At 40.2% G+C, this 13,860-nt stretch carries 13 protein-coding genes; 11 read left to right on the top strand and 2 right to left on the bottom strand.

Going from position 1 to position 13,860, the window contains the following annotated elements:
- Window positions 1-84 precede the first annotated feature (84 nt).
- Genes pdsO through CWB62_RS01990 form a run of 3 tightly spaced genes read left to right on the top strand, consistent with a single transcriptional unit; the run spans window position 85 to window position 3,441 of the window.
- Window positions 85-819 (top strand): sortase-associated OmpA-like protein PdsO, encoded by a 735-nt coding sequence (gene pdsO, locus CWB62_RS02000; protein ID WP_058403073.1) that lies wholly within the window; start codon window positions 85-87, stop codon window positions 817-819.
- A 25-nt stretch (window positions 820-844) separates the two neighbouring features.
- Complete coding sequence (locus CWB62_RS01995; protein ID WP_138527754.1) at window positions 845-2,851, top strand: marine proteobacterial sortase target protein; 2,007 nt, start codon at window positions 845-847, stop codon at window positions 2,849-2,851.
- Window positions 2,848-3,441, top strand: coding sequence for a class GN sortase (locus CWB62_RS01990; protein WP_058403071.1), 594 nt, complete (start codon window positions 2,848-2,850; stop codon window positions 3,439-3,441). The genes CWB62_RS01995 and CWB62_RS01990 overlap by 4 nt, the downstream gene beginning before the upstream one ends.
- Here CWB62_RS01990 and CWB62_RS01985 read toward each other — a convergent pair.
- A complete protein-coding gene (locus CWB62_RS01985; protein WP_138527752.1) occupies window positions 3,336-4,295 on the bottom strand; it encodes a DMT family transporter in 960 nt (319 codons plus the stop codon). The two genes, CWB62_RS01990 and CWB62_RS01985, sit on opposite strands and share 106 nt — an antisense overlap.
- A gap of 116 nt (window positions 4,296-4,411) precedes the next feature.
- On the opposite strand from CWB62_RS01985, the gene proB reads away from it, so the two are divergent.
- From proB to gltX, 4 genes are all read left to right on the top strand, one after another.
- On the top strand, window positions 4,412-5,515 hold the full coding sequence (proB, locus tag CWB62_RS01980; RefSeq protein ID WP_058403069.1) for a glutamate 5-kinase: 1,104 nt from the start codon (window positions 4,412-4,414) through the stop codon (window positions 5,513-5,515).
- A gap of 103 nt (window positions 5,516-5,618) precedes the next feature.
- A complete protein-coding gene (locus tag CWB62_RS01975; RefSeq protein ID WP_058403068.1) occupies window positions 5,619-6,578 on the top strand; it encodes a GGDEF domain-containing protein in 960 nt (319 codons plus the stop codon).
- Between the two features lie 72 nt (window positions 6,579-6,650).
- The gene (locus CWB62_RS01970) at window positions 6,651-7,010 is read left to right on the top strand and encodes a glutaredoxin family protein (RefSeq protein ID WP_058403067.1); all 360 of its coding nucleotides are present in this window, start codon (window positions 6,651-6,653) and stop codon (window positions 7,008-7,010) included.
- Window positions 7,011-7,056: 46 nt separating this feature from the next.
- On the top strand, window positions 7,057-8,541 hold the full coding sequence (gene gltX, locus CWB62_RS01965) for a glutamate--tRNA ligase (protein WP_058403066.1): 1,485 nt from the start codon (window positions 7,057-7,059) through the stop codon (window positions 8,539-8,541).
- Window positions 8,542-8,638: 97 nt separating this feature from the next.
- On the opposite strand, the gene CWB62_RS01960 is transcribed toward gltX, so the two are convergent.
- Window positions 8,639-9,037 carry a hypothetical protein gene (locus tag CWB62_RS01960; protein ID WP_138527750.1) on the bottom strand — a complete coding sequence of 133 codons (399 nt, stop codon included), beginning with the start codon at window positions 9,035-9,037 and terminating at the stop codon, window positions 8,639-8,641.
- A 176-nt stretch (window positions 9,038-9,213) separates the two neighbouring features.
- Between CWB62_RS01960 and CWB62_RS01955 the strand changes: the two genes are divergently transcribed.
- From CWB62_RS01955 to CWB62_RS01940, 4 genes are all read left to right on the top strand, one after another.
- Window positions 9,214-9,915 (top strand): DUF3581 domain-containing protein, encoded by a 702-nt coding sequence (locus tag CWB62_RS01955; RefSeq protein ID WP_058403065.1) that lies wholly within the window; start codon window positions 9,214-9,216, stop codon window positions 9,913-9,915.
- 93 nt (window positions 9,916-10,008) lie between these two features.
- Window positions 10,009-11,256, top strand: coding sequence for a DEAD/DEAH box helicase (locus tag CWB62_RS01950; RefSeq protein WP_058403064.1), 1,248 nt, complete (start codon window positions 10,009-10,011; stop codon window positions 11,254-11,256).
- A gap of 242 nt (window positions 11,257-11,498) precedes the next feature.
- Window positions 11,499-11,936 (top strand): heme NO-binding domain-containing protein, encoded by a 438-nt coding sequence (locus CWB62_RS01945; RefSeq protein ID WP_249310662.1) that lies wholly within the window; start codon window positions 11,499-11,501, stop codon window positions 11,934-11,936.
- 103 nt (window positions 11,937-12,039) lie between these two features.
- Window positions 12,040-13,773 carry a response regulator gene (locus tag CWB62_RS01940; RefSeq protein ID WP_138527748.1) on the top strand — a complete coding sequence of 578 codons (1,734 nt, stop codon included), beginning with the start codon at window positions 12,040-12,042 and terminating at the stop codon, window positions 13,771-13,773.
- The last annotated feature ends 87 nt before the right edge of the window (window positions 13,774-13,860 follow it).

Below are 13,860 nucleotides of genomic sequence, written 5' to 3'. Positions count from 1 at the left end.
CCCTTTGTTGCCACTTGAGGTTGTTTTAATACATCTATCGAAACAAAACATCACAAAGTTAACATCAATTTTAAGGATCATATTATGAAGAAGGCATTAATCGCGCTAACGCTTGTTGCTAGTTTTTCTGCACCGGCATTGTCAGCAACGTCTAAGCACTCGCCCTCAAAAGAAGCAACCCAAGAAACTGCAATAGGCTTAGGTGCAGGCGCGATTGTTGGGGGTGTGGTTGGTGGACCAATTGGCGCATTTATAGGCGCATTTGCTGGTGGATTAATAGGGGATGCAAAGGTTGCTGACAACAAAATTAACGAGCAGCAACGCGCCTTGGCAGTAATGAAACAAAAAACTAAAGATTACCAACATGTGCTTAATCATAACAATCTGTTAGAGCAGCAGTTAGAGGTCCTTGCACAGCAAAATGAGCAGTTAACACAATCTCAAATTAATAACCTGCTTGCGATGACCGTTCAATTTAAAACGGGTTCAAGCGCAATAGCCCCCCACTTCGCTAAACAGCTCGACCAGTTAGTTGTGCTTTTAAACAACCAACCTCAATTAGCGCTTGATTTAAGTGGCTTTGCCGACCAACGAGGAGATGAACAGGCTAATTTTTTACTGTCTAAAAAACGTGTAAATGCAGTGCAAAGTTATTTAATAAAACACGGCGTTAGCCACACACGTTTAAGCGCGCAAGCCTTTGGTGAGCAACACACACTGGCAAACAGTAATACCCTAGAAGATAACTTTTTTGACCGTCGAGTAACGCTGACTACCCGTTCACTAACATCTGTAAATGGCCAAACGGCGAGTAACTAACTTTAGCGTTCGATGGAGTGATTTTATGTTGAGTAACCCAACCAAAATGCTTGTTGAGGCAAGCATTTTTATATTCATGGCTATATCGCTATTAGCAAGCAAAAGCAGCTATGCGCAATCGCCAAAGCTTGAACTAACCGACACCTTAGGTAAGCCCGTTAGCCCAGCTATTATATTAAAAAGCGACGCACAAATGACTGTAACAGGGTTAATTAACCATGTTGTTGTCAAGCAAACTTATCAAAACGAAAACCCGTTTGCGGTGAATGCGCGTTATGTATTTCCCTTACCCGACGAAAGTGCAGTACATGCCATGACAATGCGTGTAGGTGAGCGAGTCATCAAAGGCCAAATTGATAAAAAAATAGAGGCTGAAAAAAAATACGCACACGCACAAAAGGCAGGGAAACAGGCCGCACTTGTGCGTCAACAACGGGCAAATATGTTTGTCACTAATGTGTCAAATATTGGTCCTGGTGAGCAGGTGGTTATTGAGCTTGAGTATCAAGAAATTATTAGTTACCGCAGTGGCACTTTTGCCATTCGTTTTCCTACCACCATTACGCCACGTTACCACGCAATTAGCGGTGAAGTTGAGTTTAATGAGCAAAACCAAGCTCCCGTCAATACTGCACCAAGCGGCTGGTTAAGCCCTGTTTACAGTATACAAAGCGCGGCGTGTAACGATGACGACGAACCTAGTAGTAAATTTAGTTTAAATATAGATATAGACGTTGGGTTAGAGTTGGTGGATATAAACTCTAAATTTCATAACGTAGATATTCATAACCCTGCATTTGGCCAATACACCGTTGCATTAAACGAGCAAAATGCCATAAACCGCGACTTTGTTCTTGAGTTTAAACCGCTGCAAAAAGAAAGCGCGCAAGCTGCCTTTTTTACCCAGCAGTTTGACAATGGCGATCGATACGGACTTGCAATGCTAATGCCGCCTGCTGATCACTTTACGCAAACTCAACGCTTACCCCGAGAAATGGTATTTGTAGTAGATACCTCAGGCTCAATGCATGGGCAGTCTATTGAGCAGGCAAAAAAAGCGTTATTTTATGCGCTGTCGTTACTTGAAAGCGACGACAGCTTTAACATTATTGGTTTTGATAATAATGTCACAGCCATGAGTGATAGGCCTCTTATAGCCAGTGATTTTAACTTACGCCGAGCTGAGCGTTTTATTTACAGCCTAGAGGCCGATGGCGGCACAGAAATACAAGGCGCGCTTGATGCGGTACTTGATGGCAGTTCGTTTGATGGTTTTGTACGCCAAGTGGTGTTTTTAACCGACGGCAGTGTAAGTAACGAAGCTACTTTATTTAAAAATATTCAGGCTAAATTAGGTGATAGCCGTTTATTTACAGTAGGAATTGGTAGCGCCCCTAATAGCTTTTTTATGCGCCGTGCAGCAGATATAGGAAAAGGCACATTTACTTTTATTGGCAGCACACAAGAAGTACAGCCTAAAATGCAGCAGTTATTTGATAAGCTCGCCCACCCAGCCATTACTGAGCTAGCTTTAAGCGATGAAAACGGTAACCCTTTAGATTTTTGGCCATCACCCTTACCTGATTTATATTTTGGCGAGCCTATCATGGTCGCTATAAAACTTAATGATGCTAAAAGTGTGATACTTACAGGGCAAACAGCACAAGGGCCTTTAAGTATTAAATTAAGCACACAAAATAGCTCAAGTGCTCAAGGCATAGCGAAACTGTGGGCGCGTCAAAAAATTAAGTCACTACTTTTATATAACGAGCAAAGTAGTGTTAAAGACAAGGTGCAAAAATTAGCATTAACGCATCAACTATTAAGTCCATTTACTGCGTTTATTGCCATTGAACATGCTCAAATTAAAGACGTTGCAGATCAAACTGCTCAAGTCGCTAACCAAGTGCCGCAAGGGATGAAAATGCGTTTGCCGCAAACCGATGGTCAAAGTAGGCTGCATATAATGTTAGGTAGTATGTTACTTATAACACTTGGTGTACTTAAATTAAAAAGACGCGTTAAAACATGAAAAAGTGGTTAAGTGCAGGGCTATTAATTATAGGGCTCAGCTTGTTTGGCCACGGAGCTTATATGCAAACAAAGGCATGGTTTGCACAAGTGCTTATTGAGCGTGCGTGGCAGCAAGCCCTAAGCCGGCCCAGTGAAAAAGTAAAACCGTGGTTTTATGCTGACAGTTTTGTAACCGCGCAGCTTCATTTTCCATCGCATAATAAAACATTAAGTGTGCTCGGTGGTGCGAGTGGTCGAAATTTAGCATTTGCACCAAGCCATTTTTTGCCCGCTGGGGAATTGGGTGATCGCCAAAAGGGAGCGTTAATAGCAGGCCATAACGACACCCACTTTGCGTTTTTGCAGCACGCTAAAGTGGGTGAACAGTTTACTATGCAGTTACAAAGCGGGGAATTACAGCAGTATACAGTCACGGCGGTTGATATAATTCATCAATCGCAGCATGATTTTTTACGCACACCGGGGCTTTATTTACTTACCTGTTATCCCTTTGATGCATTAGCGTCGGGCACCGATTTGAGGTTATTGGTATCGGCAGAAATATCTTCACCGGATTCACTAAGTGGTATATCAACAACAAGCTCTTGATGGCGCTGGCTAACCATAACGCCAATAAAGACTACAAAAATACTAAGCCACTGCCAAAGTGTAAGTACCTCTCCCAAAATAATAGCCGATAAAATAAGTGTAAATATGGGGATTAAATTTGAATACGCCGCCGCTGTAAGCACCGATACCTTGCTAATGGCATAGTTATACATACCGTAGCCGCCTAGGGTAACGCAAGAGCCTAAATATAAAATACTCATAAGTGCTGTTAGGTCGTGTTGATTTTCGCTGGGTAGGTCAATAAAAAATAGAATGGGGGCAAAAAACAAACTTCCGCTAATGCCTTGTAATGCAATTAAAGTCAGTGGTGAATACCGGTTTGCTAAGTGTTTAATGCTAACGGTATAAAAAGCAGCGCACACCATAGCCATTAGCTCTAAAAAGTTACCTAATATAGGGTTAGGCGCTTGTTCTGAGCTAGGAGAGAGAAGCGTAAGTAAAATACTGCCGCCAATACATAGCGTAAAGCCCACCACAATGGCTTTACTTATGTATTCTTTGAGCATAAAAAATGCTAAAAATGCGACTATTATTGGCAAGCACGACACAATAACACCCGCCTGAGATGCCGATGTATATTCCATTGCGTGGCCTTCAAATAAAAAGTACAAGCAAGGCTCAGCAAGCGACATGCCCACTAAATACTTCCAATCACCTTTTTGATATTCAAAGCGAATAACATAACGCCATAAACACAATGAAATAACGAGCGTAGTAAGCATACGTAAAAATATCACTAATGCCGGATCGTAAATGGCAATGGCGTATTTAAGCGCTATGAACGAACTGCCCCATAAAAAAGTGGCAATAATTAAACATAAACTAGCAGGCATAAGACTTATTTAAACGATAAAATATAGCGCGATCCTAGCATGAAAATTTTTAACTTGTTCAAAAATACCGAGCTGGTATAAATTAAATCATAATAAAATTTTAATAGCTAAAAACAATGCAAAGGGAACAGGTAATAGTTGTAAAGTTAGGTACGAGCGTACTAACTGGTGGCACCGATAAACTAGATAAAGCCCATATGGTTGAGTTAGTTCGCCAATGTTGTGAGCTTAAAAAACAAGGGCATCGGGTTATTGTAGTATCAAGTGGGGCTGTAGCTGCAGGCCGCGAACAATTATTAAAACCCTGTGGTACGAGCTTAGTTGATAAACAAATGTTAGCCGCAATAGGGCAGGGCCAACTTATTCATATATGGCAAAGTTTATTTGCCTTGTATGGCGTAAACGTAGGGCAAATGCTGTTAACACGCGCTGATGTTGATGACAGAGAGCGCTACTTAAACGCACGCGATACATTAACGGCCTTACTAAGCTACGATGTAGTGCCTATTATTAATGAAAATGACGCCGTTGCCACAAGCGAAATTAAAGTAGGTGACAACGATAACCTATCAGCCTTGGTGGCAATATTAGCCAACGCAGACAAATTGCTATTATTAACCGACCAAGACGGCTTGTTTACCAGCGATCCGCGCATCAATGCCGATGCAAAGCTTATTGACGAAGTAGCTCACATAAACGATGAACTTCGCCTACTTGCTGGTGGCAGCGGAACACACTTAGGTACCGGCGGTATGGCAACAAAGCTGCAAGCGGCCGATGTGGCCAGGCGTGCAGGCGTTGAAGTTATTATTGCCAAAGGCGCTGGCAGCAACGTTATTTTAAAATGCATGAGCGAGAAATTACCGGGTACGCGCTTTTTAAAGTTAACAGCGCCTAAAGATGGTCGCAAAAAATGGTTATTAGCCGGGCCTAAAAGTAATGGGCAAATAGCAATAGACGCAGGCGCTATTAGTGCGCTGCAAAATAATGGGGCAAGTTTATTGGCCAAAGGGGTCACCAATGCCTTTGGGGATTTTGAACGTGGGGACTTAATAGATTTGATTGATACAAATAACCAAGTAATTGCGCGCGGTTTAACCCGCTTTAGTCGCTCGGAGGTTAATAAAATTAAAGGCGCACATTCAAATAATATTGCTCAGTTGCTTAGTTATGACGCTGGTTCAGAAGTATTGCATAGAGACGACTTGGTACTACTTTAATGCTTAACTAAAAAGAATGAATTTTAATTAACTGTCTAATTATTTAGTAAAGTTATAGATTACGTCTACACTGGTTAAAAATTATTCAAGACAGGGTGTGGCAATGCAAGCCAATTCATGTGGCCACGAGTGGGTAGTCGAACTCACTTGTCAGGAAGACGAAAGCCATTTAGATTCGGCTTTAATAGACGTGTTAGGTGACTTACTAAGCGAAAATAATTTTGCGATTTACATAAATAAGCACGTTACTTTGAAAGCCCCACCTCTGCTTTTAAACACTCAAAGCAACTTAACATACTTAGAGCCCAGTCAAGCCCAATTAATACTCAATAAAGCAACGCCTAGTAAAACAAGAGTTATTCATACGACTGATGATGTAACAACATACATCCCAGTTAATCATAGCGATACTATTCTGGGTGTTTTAATTATTAAAACCAAGCAGTTAATAACCGATAGAATAAGTGCATTAGCTATGTACATTTTAAATGTATACGCGAATCAATTATGGATTTTGCATAAGTCGCGCTTAGACCCTTTAACGGGGCTTTTAAATCGTCAAACCTTTGACAAAAAAGTAATGGAAATAGTCACCGGCAATGGTTTTTTATTACCCCGAGAGCAAGTACATAAAAAACGCTGTTGGTATTTAGCCATTGTTGACATTGATTTATTTAAAAATGTTAACGATACATTTGGCCATGTAGTTGGCGACGGTGTTATTGCACAAGTTGCTAAACTCATAAAAAATAATTTTAGAATTGAAGATTATGCTTTTAGATACGGAGGGGAAGAGTTTGCAATCGTATTTCAGTCGCAAACAAATACGGATGCACTTAATGCGCTAACTCGTTTACAACAGCGGGTGGCCAGCCATGATTTTGAGCACATACAGCAGTTAACAATTAGTATTGGCTTTTTAAAGCTGCAGAGCGCTGATACCGTTTCAAGCATAGTAAACCAAGCCGACATGGCGTTATATCACTCAAAAAAAACAGGACGGAATAAGGTGACATCATGTTACGAGCTTACGCTCAGCGAACAAGTCAGGGTTTCTCATTAGTATTGAGCTTTTTTGATTGTAAATTTGTGCTAAAATCTGGCTCCTTAAATTGTTGTAGTCAGAGTATTAAGCATGAAATTCGTTCGTTGGTTTTTAGGTTGTATAATTTTATTCTTTAATTTTATATTTACTCCTCGTAGTAAAAAGCGTGCAAGCGACGAGCAAGCCAAGCTTGATCTGCAAACCTCTCATTTTAAACTTTATCAATTTAAAGCATGCCCGTTTTGTGTGAAAGTACGCCGTGCTATTAAGCGCGAAGGCTTGAACATAGAAACACGCGATGCAAAAGACAATGAGCAATATCGACAAGAGTTATTAGAGCAAGGTGGCAAAGTTAAAGTGCCTTGCTTACGTATAGAGCAAAATGGCCAAACTCAATGGCTTTACGAATCTAACGATATTATTGCGTACTTAAATAAAGTAGCTGCTTAAACGTAACCATATAATTTTTATCTCACTTATTTAAAGAGACATTACCATGACAATCCGTACTCGTGTTGCCCCGTCGCCAACAGGTGATCCGCATCTTGGCACAGCTTACATTGCTTTATTTAACTACTGTTTTGCTAAACAGCAAGGCGGCGAGTTTGTGCTTCGTATAGAAGACACCGACCAAGTGCGCAGCACACCAGAATCAGAGCAAGCTATTATGGATAGCCTGCGTTGGTTAGGCCTTGAGTGGGATCATGGCCCTGATGTAGGTGGTGATTTTGGCCCGTACCGTCAGTCTGAACGTAGCGATTTATATAAAAAATACGCGCATCAGTTAGTTGAGCAAGGTAAAGCATTTTACTGTTTTGCAACCAGTGAAGAGCTTGACCAAATGCGCGAAGAGCAAATGGCCGAAGGTCTGCGCCCTAAGTACGATGGTCGTGGTTTGAACCACACCGAAGACGAAATTAAAGCAAACTTAGCTGCAGGTAAGCCTTACGTTATACGTATGAAAATACCAAGCGAAGGCACCTTTAAATTTAACGACTACCTACGCGACGAAATTGAGATCCCGTGGGAAAACGTAGACATGCAAGTGCTATTAAAAGCCGATGGTTTTCCAACGTACTTTTTAGCTAATGTGGTAGACGATCATCACATGCAAATTAGCCATATTTTTCGTGGCGAAGAGTGGATTAACTCAGCACCTAAACTATTAAAACTTTACGAAGATTTTGGTTGGGAAGCGCCGGTACTTGGCCACCTACCATTATTACGTAACCCAGATAAATCAAAGCTTTCTAAGCGTAAAAACCCAACGAGTATTAATTACTATAAAGAAATGGGTTACCTACCAGAAGCCGTGCTCAACTACTTAGGCCGCATGGGGTGGTCAATGCCAGACGAGCGTGAAAAATTCACACTTGATGAAATGATTGAACACTTTGACATGAAGCGTGTATCGCTTGGTGGCCCAGTATTTGACGTAGATAAGTTAAGCTGGTTAAACGGTACGTGGATCCGCGAAAACCTAACCGACGAAGAGCTTGTGAAGCGCTTTGTTGATTGGAAGTTTAACGGTGTCATGCTAGCTAAAGTATTACCAGAAGCTAAAACGCGTATTAACACGCTGTCGGATATGGTTGATTTAGCCGGACACTTTGTTGGCGGTATTCCAACTTACGACCCTGCACTGTTAACAGCGGGCAAAGCTGACGAAAACGTAATACGCCAAGCGCTACAATTTTTTGTATGGCAATTAGAAGGCTTACGTAGCTTTGAAAAGCCAGCTATTTTTGCCATTGCAAAAGAGGTTGCTACATTCCACGAGCTTAAAATTAAAGACTTTTTAGAGCCGATATTTGTAGCAATTACCGGTAAAACGTCATCGACGTCGGTACTTGATGCAATGGAAATTTTGGGCTCTGACCTATCACGTGCGCGTTTACGTGTAGCGCTTGCTCATTTAGGTATTTCTAAAAAGCAGGCTAAAAATATTGAGCGTGCGTACCGCACATATCCAAGTGCATAATGACTAAATGATGCATTTTTAAAAGCCGAGCTTAGTAAATAAGTTCGGCTTTTTTGTTTTTGGGAGCCAGTGTTAAATAGTTCCGGTATTACTGCATTTATTCCAAATCGTAAGCTTGACCCGTACAAGTAACCGAAATGTCGCAATAAGATTGAGGAGTTTCACTACAAGAATTAATAGTAAAGGCATTACCGCCTCTGCGCATTGCATCCGCTTTAAGTGAATCTATGGCACTTGATTTTGCGCGATTATAACTAACGTTACTGCTTTCACCTCGGCCATCTCCATTACAGCTCTCGCCTTCAATTCGACCTAACAATGAAGCACCGCTTTCGTGAGCTTGTTGGTCACTATAAAATTGATGCAGATCTCTTTTATTTACATAAGTACCAATTTCATCAGCTAAAACATCGTTGTTTATATTGGTATGATAGGTAACGCCAGAACACCCTGTTAATGTTGTTATTACACAGGTTAAAGCAAAAATACGCAGCATAATGATCAATCCCTTAGTTATTATTTGTAGGCCCATCAAAAAATTATCAATAAAAACAAAAGCAAGCAAAGCAAAAATAAAAGTAAGTTGTATCATTTTGTAAGTGATTCGACCTCTCTTTAATTTTTTTCTGGTAGTATGGGTAAGTTATAAGCAGTTTAAGCAGTGAACAAACTATGTTAAGTCCTTACTTTCAGCAGCACGCTGATTATGTTTCTATTTCTCGTGAGCAAGGGTGTCGTTTCGCAAAATGCGTTGCCGATGATTACAATCCACTTCATGATAAAGATGCCAAAAAGTTTTGCGCGCCAGGAGACTTGCTTTTTTCTTTAGTGTTAGACCGCTATGGTATTAGTGAGCGAATGGAATTTACCTTTGCTGGTATGGTTGACGAAAACACCAAACTTAGCTTCCCTGAAGGGGGGGACGAGTTTGATGTAACCAATGGCGATAAAGTAATTTTAAAGGTAAAACGCGAAGGTAAAACAAGCAAATGCCCAACACTTACTAATAGCTTAATAAAAAACTATGTTGAGTTTTCTGGTACGGCTTTCCCACATGTCATTATTCCACTAATGGGCAAGCAAGAGGTGATGATTAACCCTGCGCGGCCTATGGTTATTTACGAGTCAATGATTATTAACCTCGATAACATTGAGATTAAAGCACCAACGCTTGAATTTGCTGAGCCAAGTTTTGAATACACAGGCAAGCGCGGCAAAATTACCTTACGCTTTAATTTACTAGAAAACGGCGAAAAAGTCGGTTTTGGTGAAAAGCACATGGTGGTGTCGGGTATTCGTGAATACTGCCAAGCAACGGTTGATGATTTAATTGCATTTTATAACGAGCGAAAAGCGACCTTAAAACCGGTTTAACATTAGCATTTAAATGGGGCGCTATTGATAGCGCCTTTTTTATTGCTAAAGCTCAGGTATAATGGCGCTCTTTGTTATTTTAAAGCTAAGCCTATGTCTGCCACATCATTTTCATCACTTAATCTCGATTCGTTATTACTAACAGCGATTGAGCAAAATAATTACACCACGCCTACCGCAATTCAGATTAAAACTATTCCGCCTATTTTAGCGGGCAACGATGTAATGGGCAGCGCGCAAACAGGCACAGGTAAAACAGCAGCCTTTGTATTACCGCTTCTTCATAAGCTTTTAAATACACCAAAAAAAGATGAGCCAGGTATTGCTCGAGTGGTTATTTTAACGCCAACGCGTGAGCTTGCTCAGCAAGTGTTTGCAAGTTTTGAAAAATACGCCCAAGGCAGCAATATTCAGGGCGCTTTAGCGTATGGCGGTGCAAGTATTGGCCCGCAAATTAAAGCACTTAAAACGGCGCAAGTGATAGTTGCAACGCCAGGGCGTTTACTTGATCATATCGTTAAAGGCAGTGTGGTGCTTTCAAGTGTTGATTCATTGGTATTTGATGAAGCCGACCGCATGCTCGACATGGGCTTTATTGATGAAATAAAACGTATTTTGCGCCACATTCCAGGCGATCGCCAAACCTTATTATTCTCAGCTACCTTTGATGACGGCGTGTTTGAGCTAAGTAAAAAGCTACTTAAAAACCCTGAGTTGATTGAAGTAGATAAACGTAACTCGGCTGCCGTTGAAGTCGAACAGGTTATTTACGCTGTTGATGAAGACAGAAAACGCGAGCTGGTATCGCACATGATTGGCATGAAAAATTGGCGCCAAGTACTTATATTCACGCGCACCAAGCAAATGGCCGATAAGCTTGCCAAAGAAATGTGTAAAGACGGTTTAAAAACAGAATCTATTCATGGCGATAAATCGCAAGGCGCGCGCGACCGTGCACTACAAAACTTTAAAGAGGGCACTACACGCGTATTAGTTGCCACTGATGTAGCAGCGCGCGGGCTTGATATTCCTGCGCTTAAATACGTAATAAACTTTGAGCTGCCATACATAGCAGAAGACTACGTACACCGCATAGGCCGCACTGGTCGTGCAGGTGAGCAAGGGCTTGCTATGTCATTAGTTAGTATTGACGAGCAATGGCTACTTGAAGAAATTGAAGTACTGCTTGATACCCGCTTAACACCACAATGGCTTGAAGGTTATGAACCTGATTTAAATAAGCCACCTAAAGATAACCGCAAAAACACCAACAAAGCGCGTAAAGATCGCGATAAAAAACGTATTACAGGAAAAAGGGCTCCAAGCAGGCGCCGTAAATAATAGCCAATAGTATGGGGCTGTTAATGCCCCATTTAGTGATAAAAAATTAGTTTTTAAATAGTATTTAGCAATTTTATACACATCAGCTGCGCTTATTTTAATAGTCACTTTTACATAAAGCGGCTAAATAAGTAAAACCCCCTTTAAATAGGAATACATTGTAAGTGTTTTTTCTTCTTACAAATGTGCATTACTACAGTTTAAATCTATACTTAATCTACGACTAATAAGTTGCTAGAGCGATGAAAGGCATTATTTTTACTGAATTTTTAGAAATGGTCGAGATCACATTTTCACCAGCCGTTGCCGATCAAATTATTGAGCAAAACGAGCTGGATTCTAATGGGGTTTATACCAGTGTCGGTAACTATAACAAGCAGGAGCTTTTAAAGTTAGTAACTTCACTGAGTGGCATTGTTAATATTCCGATTGATGTACTTGTTAAAGAGTACGGGAAATATCTGTTAAAGCGTTTTTTAGTCTACTATCCACAATTTTTTGAAGAGCTCACTACCACATTTGACTTTTTAGGTACCATAGATAGGCACGTGCATGTAGAAGTTGAAAAACTATATACCGACGTTGAGTTACCTAGCTTTCAAACCAAACGATTAAGTGATACCCAAATGCGGATGATTTACCATTCGAGTAACCCTTTGCTGTACTTGCTGAAGGGTTAATAGAAGGTGCAGCCGAACATTTTAAGGAAAATATAAGCATAAGCAGCGAGATCAGTGACGATCATCAAGTGGCTACGTTTAACTTAACACTGGTAGGTTAAATATGGATGTAGCCCCTTTACAGCGGAGGTTAGAGCGAGAGCGCTTGGCGCGAAAAGAAGCCGAAAAGCTGCTTGAAGCCAAATCATTACAGCTTTACGAAGCCAATGAGGTGCTTAAAGGTGCGGCTGAAAACTTGGAGCAAGAAGTTGCCAATAGGACCCACGATCTTAAACTTGCTAAACAAGATGCAGAAGCTGCTAATGAGGCTAAATCAGACTTTTTAGCAAACATGAGCCATGAGATTCGCACCCCGATGAATGCCATAATAGGTATGGCTTATTTGGTTTTAGATACTGAACTTTCGGATAAACAGAGAGACTATGTTGAAAAAATTTATTATTCGGCAGAGTCTTTATTAGGGATAATTAATGATATTTTAGACTTTTCAAAGGTCGAAGCGGGTAAAATAGAGCTTGAACAAAAAGAATTTAACTTTAATACCTTCCTAGAAAATCTTGTAAATATTATTAGTACGTTAGCATCACAAAGAAAAATTGAAGTGGTGTTTGATATTGACCCTCTGCTGCCTGATTTCTTTATTGGCGATGCATTAAGGCTTAACCAAGTGCTGTTAAACCTACTTAATAACGCGCTTAAATTTTCGACCCGCGGTAAGGTTATTCTAGCTGTTAAATTAGTTCAAAAAGTAGATAGCTGTTGCAGTGTCACTTTTTCTATTTCAGATAACGGCATTGGGATGACCCAAGCACAAGTTGACTCACTGTTTAAACCTTTTACTCAGGCTGATGTATCGACAACCCGAAAGTTTGGTGGAACGGGGCTTGGTTTGGTAATAAGCAAAACATTGGTTGAACTAATGCAGGGAGATATTGCAGTAAATAGCAAGTTAAATAAGGGGAGCTGCTTTAGTTTTACTATTCCACTTAATTATTCGACTAAGCAAAGTGAGTTTGATATATCACATATTAGAGCCAAGTGGGCACTTGTTATTGAAAGTTCAGATAGTCAGTTAACATCATTACAAACGCTGCTTTTAGGTTTTGAAGTGAAATTTGATATTGTAAATAACATCAACCAAGTATTAGACCGGCTAGGTATGCTTCATGATTACGATTTTATATTTATAGATTGGCGAACGTTAAATTTAAATCATGATAGTGCTGCGCAGTCTTTGCGCAATAAGCTTAAATTAAATGCAAAAAAGCTAATTGTAATAGCGCCTTGTGAAAATAAAGCGCTAAACGAAAGCCTACTAGGGTTTGGTAATAACACTTATAAAATACTCATAAAACCAATAATTAAAAGTACTTTGCATAACGTACTTTTACAAATTATGCATATAAAAACACTAAAAAAACCAGAATCACAAGAGAGCTTAAATACACAAAACACACTACAAAAACTGCAAGGCATTCATATTTTATTGGTTGAAGATAACCCGCTCAATCAACAAGTAGCAACACAAATACTGCGTAAAAATGGCTTAATTGTTGATATTGCTAACGATGGCCTTGAGGCATTAGATGCGCTAAAACATAAAACTTACGATGGTGTGTTAATGGACTGCCAAATGCCTAGAATGGATGGTTATACGGCAGCCACAGAAATAAAAAGACAAGCAAAGTTTAAAAATTTACCCATTATTGCAATGACTGCTAATACAAGAGAAACCGATTTATTAAAGGCGCAAGATTGCGGTATGGATGGCTATATTTCAAAGCCCATTAAGGTTGAAAGTATGTTTGAAGTAATAGCAAAGTGGGTGTGTATTTAATTTTTGTTTTTGAGTTGTTTACTAAATAAGTTAGTGAGACAAAAAAGGCAAGCATTAGCTCGCCAAGAAGGGTGTAAATTAGTTTAA

Origin of the sequence: Pseudoalteromonas sp. S408 (assembly GCF_005886645.1) — a bacterium.
Lineage (GTDB): Bacteria > Pseudomonadota > Gammaproteobacteria > Enterobacterales > Alteromonadaceae > Pseudoalteromonas.
The sequence above is the reverse complement of the archived record's forward strand: the minus strand, read 5'-3'. Positions and strand labels throughout refer to the sequence as shown.

Coding starts and splice junctions, on each gene's coding strand:
- CWB62_RS01955 (WP_058403065.1), top strand. CDS start 9,214: ATGTTAAGTCCTTACTTTCAGCAGCACGCTGATTATGTTTCTATTTCT.
- CWB62_RS01995 (WP_138527754.1), top strand. CDS start 845: ATGTTGAGTAACCCAACCAAAATGCTTGTTGAGGCAAGCATTTTTATA.
- CWB62_RS01945 (WP_249310662.1), top strand. CDS start 11,499: ATGAAAGGCATTATTTTTACTGAATTTTTAGAAATGGTCGAGATCACA.
- CWB62_RS01990 (WP_058403071.1), top strand. CDS start 2,848: ATGAAAAAGTGGTTAAGTGCAGGGCTATTAATTATAGGGCTCAGCTTG.
- CWB62_RS01970 (WP_058403067.1), top strand. CDS start 6,651: ATGAAATTCGTTCGTTGGTTTTTAGGTTGTATAATTTTATTCTTTAAT.
- CWB62_RS01950 (WP_058403064.1), top strand. CDS start 10,009: ATGTCTGCCACATCATTTTCATCACTTAATCTCGATTCGTTATTACTA.
- gltX (WP_058403066.1), top strand. CDS start 7,057: ATGACAATCCGTACTCGTGTTGCCCCGTCGCCAACAGGTGATCCGCAT.
- CWB62_RS01985 (WP_138527752.1), bottom strand. CDS start 4,295: ATGCCTGCTAGTTTATGTTTAATTATTGCCACTTTTTTATGGGGCAGT.
- pdsO (WP_058403073.1), top strand. CDS start 85: ATGAAGAAGGCATTAATCGCGCTAACGCTTGTTGCTAGTTTTTCTGCA.
- CWB62_RS01940 (WP_138527748.1), top strand. CDS start 12,040: ATGGATGTAGCCCCTTTACAGCGGAGGTTAGAGCGAGAGCGCTTGGCG.
- CWB62_RS01975 (WP_058403068.1), top strand. CDS start 5,619: ATGCAAGCCAATTCATGTGGCCACGAGTGGGTAGTCGAACTCACTTGT.
- proB (WP_058403069.1), top strand. CDS start 4,412: ATGCAAAGGGAACAGGTAATAGTTGTAAAGTTAGGTACGAGCGTACTA.
- CWB62_RS01960 (WP_138527750.1), bottom strand. CDS start 9,037: ATGCTGCGTATTTTTGCTTTAACCTGTGTAATAACAACATTAACAGGG.